The organism is Pseudomonas sp. FSL R10-0399 (assembly GCF_009600165.1).
In the GTDB taxonomy this organism is placed as follows: Bacteria; Pseudomonadota; Gammaproteobacteria; order Pseudomonadales; family Pseudomonadaceae; genus Aquipseudomonas; species Aquipseudomonas helleri.
This window is the reverse complement of record NZ_WIWK01000191.1, coordinates 1-5698: the sequence shown is the minus strand read 5'-3', so window position 1 is coordinate 5698 and position 5698 is coordinate 1. Positions and strand designations below refer to the sequence as shown.

Below are 5698 nucleotides of genomic sequence, written 5' to 3'. Positions count from 1 at the left end.
GCTCACCGCCGAGCGCTTTGTGCCCAGCCCGTTTGCGCCGGGCGTGCGTCTGTACCGCAGCGGTGACCTGGCCCGCCAGCGCGCTGACGGCAACATCGACTACCTGGGGCGAATCGATCAGCAAGTGAAGATTCGCGGGTTCCGCATCGAGCTGGGCGAAATCGAAACCTGCCTCAAGCAGCAAGTGGGCGTGAGCGATGCGGTGCTGAGCGTGCATCAGGGCCAGCTCTGCGCCTATGTGGTGGCCGAGCAGACGCCAACCGATCCGTTGGCGTGGCGCGAGCAATTGCGCACCGCGCTCAAGGTCGATTTGCCGGATTACATGGTGCCGACCCACTGGCTGCTGCTGGAAGCCCTGCCGCTGACCGGTAACGGCAAGCTCGATCGCAAGGCGTTGCCATTGCCTGACGCCGAGCACTGGCAGCGCCCTTACAGCGCCCCGGTGGGCGAGCTGGAAACCAGGCTGGCAACGATCTGGGCCCAGGTGCTGGAGGTCGAGCGAGTAGGGCGCCACGACAACTTCTTTGAATTGGGCGGGCACTCGCTGCTCGCAGCCCAGGCCAACGCCCGGATCGAACTGGAACTGGGCCTTGAAGTGGCGCTGCGCGCGCTGTTCGAAACCCCCGACCTGCACGCCTATGCCGCCCTGGTACAGGCCCAAACGCCTGCGGATAACGATGTGCGTCTGAGCGCACTTGAGTCGCTGCTCGACGAGATGGAGATCAACTGATGGAACACTCTACCGCCTGGCGTATTGCCAACCGCTTCGCCAGCCTTGCACCGCAGCAGCGCCGAGAGTTCTTGCACAAGATGCAAGAGCAGGGCGTGAGTTTCGGCCAGTTGCCGATCCCGCAGACCGCAGCGCCAGACGCACCCTGCGCGCTGTCCTATGCCCAGCAACGGCAATGGTTTTTGTGGCAGCTTGACCCGCAAAGCGCGGCGTACCACATCCCGGCCGCCTTGCGTTTGCGCGGCGAGCTGAACGTGGCGGCGTTGCAGCACAGTTTTGATGCCCTGCTGGAGCGCCATCACAGCTTGCGTAGGGTCTTTGTCTGTGGGAGCGGGCTTGCTCGCGATGCAGGCAACGCGGAGTTTCTGGACAACAGCGGTGATGCTATCGCGAGCAAGCCCGCTCCCACAGATTCAGCAATGCTGTTGACCCGCCACGACCTGCGCGATCAGCCGCAATCCGAACGCCTGAACCTGGCGCTGCGCCTGGTCGAGCAGGACATCGCGCAACCGTTCGATCTGCAACACGGACCGTTGCTGCGGGTGAGCCTGTTGCAACTGGACGCGCAGGATCATGTGCTGGTGCTGACCTTGCACCACATCGTGGCTGATGGTTGGTCGATGGGCGTGCTGGTCGACGAGTTTTCACAGTTGTATGCCGCCCATGCCCAAGGCAAAACCCTGGAGTTGCCAGAACTGGCGATTCAGTACGCCGACTACGCCCTGTGGCAACGGCGCTGGATGGAGGCCGGGGAGCTGGAGCGGCAACTGGACTGGTGGCGCGGGCAACTGGGCAACGAGCAGCCGGTGCTGGAGTTGCCCAGTGATCGCTCACGCCCTGTGCAGCCAAGCCAGCAAGGTGCGCGACTGGATTTCGCGCTGCCAGCCGAGTTGGCCAAAGGCTTGCTGAGCCTGGCCAGGCAGCGTGGGGTGACGCCGTTTATGCTCTTGCTGGCCAGTTTTCAGGTGCTGTTGCACCGCTACAGCGGCCAGCAGGATGTGCGCATCGGTGTGCCGGTGGCCAACCGCACTCGCGCGGAAACCCGTGGCCTGATCGGCTTTTTCGTCAACACCCAGGTGCTGCGGGCCGAGCTGGACGGGCGCATGCCGTTCAGCCAATTGCTGAGCCAAACCCGCGACCGCGCACTGGATGCCCAGGGTTATCAGGACGTGCCCTTCGAGCGGCTGGTCAATGCCCTGCAGGGCGAGCGCAGCCTGAGCCACAGTCCCTTGTTTCAAGTGATGTTCAACCACCAGCAAAGCCGCCCCGGCGCACTGCGCGGGATGCTCGCCGGCTTGCAGGTCGAGAGCCTGGAATGGCAGGGCCGCACTGCTCAGTTTGATCTGCAACTCGATACCCATGAAGAAGGCGAGCACCTGCTGGCCAGCCTGACTTATGCCACCGACCTGTTTGATGCCCCGCGCATCGAAGCCATGGCCGCGCATTGGCGCACCCTGCTGGCTGGCGTGGTGGCGAATCCTGAGTGCGCGATCAGCGAGCTGCCGATGCTCGATGCTCATGAAATAGAGGCCACGCTGTATGGCCTGAATGCCACGCAGCAGCACTATCCCGGCCCCGCCTGCGTGCACCAGCACATCGAAGCGCAAGCGGCGGCCACACCGGATGCTTGTGCGCTGGTGTTTGCCGGGCAGTCGTTGAGTTATCGCGAACTCAATCAGCGCGCCAACCGTCTGGCGCATCAGTTGCGCGAGAGCGGAGTGGGCCCGGAAGTGCGCGTGGGCGTGGCCTGCGAGCGTTCTCTGGAGCTGGTGATTGGCTTGCTGGCGATTCTCAAGGCCGGGGGCGCTTACGTGCCGCTCGACCCCGAATACCCGGCTGAACGCCTCGCCTACATGTTTGAAGACAGCGGCATCAGTTTGCTGCTGACCCAGGCGCACGTGCAGATGGCGTTGCCGCCACACATCCCCGTCATGATCCTGGCCCCCACTGTAGGGGCGAGCTTGCCTCGCGATCTCTCAAACGATCATGAGCGCGCTGAAAACCTGACTAACCTGGCACATCCCGAGAATCTGGCCTACGTGATCTACACCTCGGGCTCCACCGGCCGCCCCAAAGGCGCAGGCAACAGCCATGGTGCGTTGTACAACCGGCTGGCGTGGATGCAACAAGCTTATGGCCTGAACGCTGCCGACCGAGTCTTGCAGAAAACCCCGTTCAGTTTTGACGTGTCGGTGTGGGAGTTTTTCTGGCCGCTGATGCACGGCGCGACCCTGGTGGTCGCCGCGCCCGGTGCGCACCGCGACCCGCAGCAACTGGCGCAGTTGATCGTCGAACAGGGGGTTACCACCCTGCATTTTGTGCCGTCGATGCTGCAAGCCTTCATCAACAGCGACGAGGCTGTGCAGTGTCACTCGCTGCGGCGAATTGTGTGCAGTGGCGAGGCGCTGCCGATTGCCTTGCAACGCCAGACAATGCGCGCCCTGCCTAAGGCGGCGTTGTACAACTTGTACGGGCCTACCGAAGCGGCCATCGACGTAACCCACTGGACGTGCCTTGAAGAACAGCGCGACAGCGTGCCGATCGGGCGGCCGATTGCCAACCTGCGTACCTATGTCCTCAGCCCGGAACTGTTGCCCTTGCCGACCGGTGCCATTGGCGAGTTGTACCTGGCGGGCGCGGGTTTGGCCCGGGGCTACCATGCGCGCCCGGCATTGACGGCCGAGCGCTTTGTGATCGACCCGTTTGGCAGTGGCGAACGGCTGTACCGCACTGGCGACCTGGCGCGTTATCGCGCTGACGGTGCTATCGAGTACTGCGGCCGGATCGACCATCAGGTGAAAATTCGCGGCCTGCGCATCGAGCTGGGCGAGATCGAAGCGCGCCTGCAAGAACACCCGCAGGTTCAGGAAGCGGTGGTGCTGGCGCTGGATAACCAGTTGGTGGCGTATCTGGTGCCCAGCGACGTGGCGCTGCTGGAACACCCCGAAGCGCAAACCGTCTGGCGTGACACCCTGAAAGCCCATGTACTGCTGAGCCTGCCCGATTACATGGTGCCGACGCAGTTGCTGTTGATCGAGCGCATGCCGCTGAGCCCCAACGGCAAGCTGGAGCGCAAGTTGTTGCCGGCGCCGCAGGCCAGCGTCAGCCAGCGGGTTTTCGAGGCGCCACGCAGCGACAACGAACGCCAGTTGGCAGCGATTTGGCAAGCCGTGCTGGGGCTTGAACAGGTCGGCCGTCAGGACAACTTCTTTGAGCTGGGCGGCGACTCGATTATTTCGATTCAGGTGGTCAGCCGGGCCCGGCGTGCCGGGTTGCGCTTGCAGCCGCGTGATCTGTTTCAACAGCCGACCTTGCAGGCGCTGGCCGCTGTGGCAAGCCCGCTACAGGTCGCACACATCCCTCAAGGGCCGGTGGAGGGCACGCAAACACTGACCCCGGTGCAGCAGTGGTTCTTTGCCAATCAAACCGAGCAGCCCCAGCACTGGAACCAGTCGGTGCTGCTGGACGTGCGCGAGCCGCTGGACTTGCTGCGCCTGCAAACCGCCTTGCAGCAGGTGTTGGCCCAGCACGATGCGTTGCGTTTGCAGTTCCGCGAGCAGGCCGGGCAATGGACGGCGCGCTATGTGCCGTTGGACAGCAGCGCGGCCACCGATTTGCTGTGGACCGCCCAAGTGCAAAGTAGCGAGGCGTTACAAGCCTTGTGCGACAAAGCGCAGCGCAGTTTGTCGCTGCACGACGGGCCGCTGCTGCGCGCGGTGTTGATCGACCACGAGCAAGGCGCGCAGCGTTTGTTGCTGGTGATTCACCACTTGGTGGTGGACGGCGTGTCGTGGCGGGTCTTGCTTGAAGACTTGCAAGCGGCCTACGCCGGGCAAGCCCTGGCAGAAAAAACCAGCGCCTTGCAAGACTGGGCCCGGCAGTTGTCGGCCTATGCGCAAAGCCCGGCATTGATGGCAGAACGCGACGGCTGGTTGCAGCAGTTGCAAGGCGCCAGCGCCCGGTTGCCCCATGCCCGCATGGAGGCCAGCCAGGCGTTGCGCTATCGCCAGGTGGTGAGCCTGGGCCTGGACCGGGAGCAGACCCGACACTTGCTGCAACAGGCGCCTGCGGCCTATCGCACGCAGATCAATGACCTGCTGCTGACCGCGCTGGCCCGCGCCCTGTGCAGCTGGACCGGCGATTCGACGGCCTTGATCCAGCTGGAAGGCCACGGCCGTGAAGACCTGTTTGCGGACATCGACCTGACCCGCACGGTGGGGTGGTTCACCAGCCTGTTCCCGGTCAAGTTGACCCCTGCCGCGGGCATGGCCGAGTCGATCAAAGCGATCAAGCAGCAACTGCGTGAGGTGCCGGGCAAGGGCCTGGGCTTTGAGCTGTTGCGCTACCAGGGCGATGCCCAGACCCAAGCCAGCCTCGCGGCCTTGCCGCAGGCACGGGTGACGTTCAACTACCTGGGCCAGTTTGATCAGAGCTTCAACGACGACGGGTTATTCGTCCCGGCTCAAGAGGCCAGCGGCGCGGCGCAGAGCCTGGATTCGCCGTTGGCCAACTGGTTGTCGGTCGATGGCCAGGTGTATGGCGGTGAGTTGAAGCTGGACCTGAGCTTTAGCCAGGAATGCTTCGACACGGCAGACATCGAGGCCCTGGCCTCAAGCCTTAAGGCCCAGTTGCAGGCGCTGATTGAGCATTGCCTCAACCCGCAGCACAGCGGCGTGACCCCGGCGGATTTTGCGCTGGCCAACCTGACCCAGGCACAACTTGACCTGCTGCCCGTGCCGCCACGGCAGATAGAAGACCTGTATCCGCTGTCACCGATGCAGCGCGGTTTGCTGTTTCACAGCCTGTACGAGCCCCAGGCCGGAGCCTACGTCAACCAGCTCAGCGTCGCGGCTAGCGGGCTGGACGCCACCCGCTTGGCGCAGGCCTGGCAGGCGACGCTGGATGCACACCCGATTTTGCGCAGTGGTTTCCATTGGCCCCAGGGCGCCAGCGAGCCGGTGCAGGTGG

At 64.0% G+C, this 5698-nt stretch carries 2 protein-coding genes; both read left to right on the top strand.

Going from position 1 to position 5698, the window contains the following annotated elements:
• On the top strand, positions 1–730 hold a 730-nt coding region (locus GHO41_RS28285), incomplete at its 5' end, for a phosphopantetheine-binding protein (protein WP_153435261.1).
• The coding region (locus GHO41_RS28280) for a non-ribosomal peptide synthetase (protein ID WP_153435260.1) at positions 730–5698 on the top strand (4969 nt) is incomplete at its 3' end. The genes GHO41_RS28285 and GHO41_RS28280, both read left to right, overlap by 1 nt.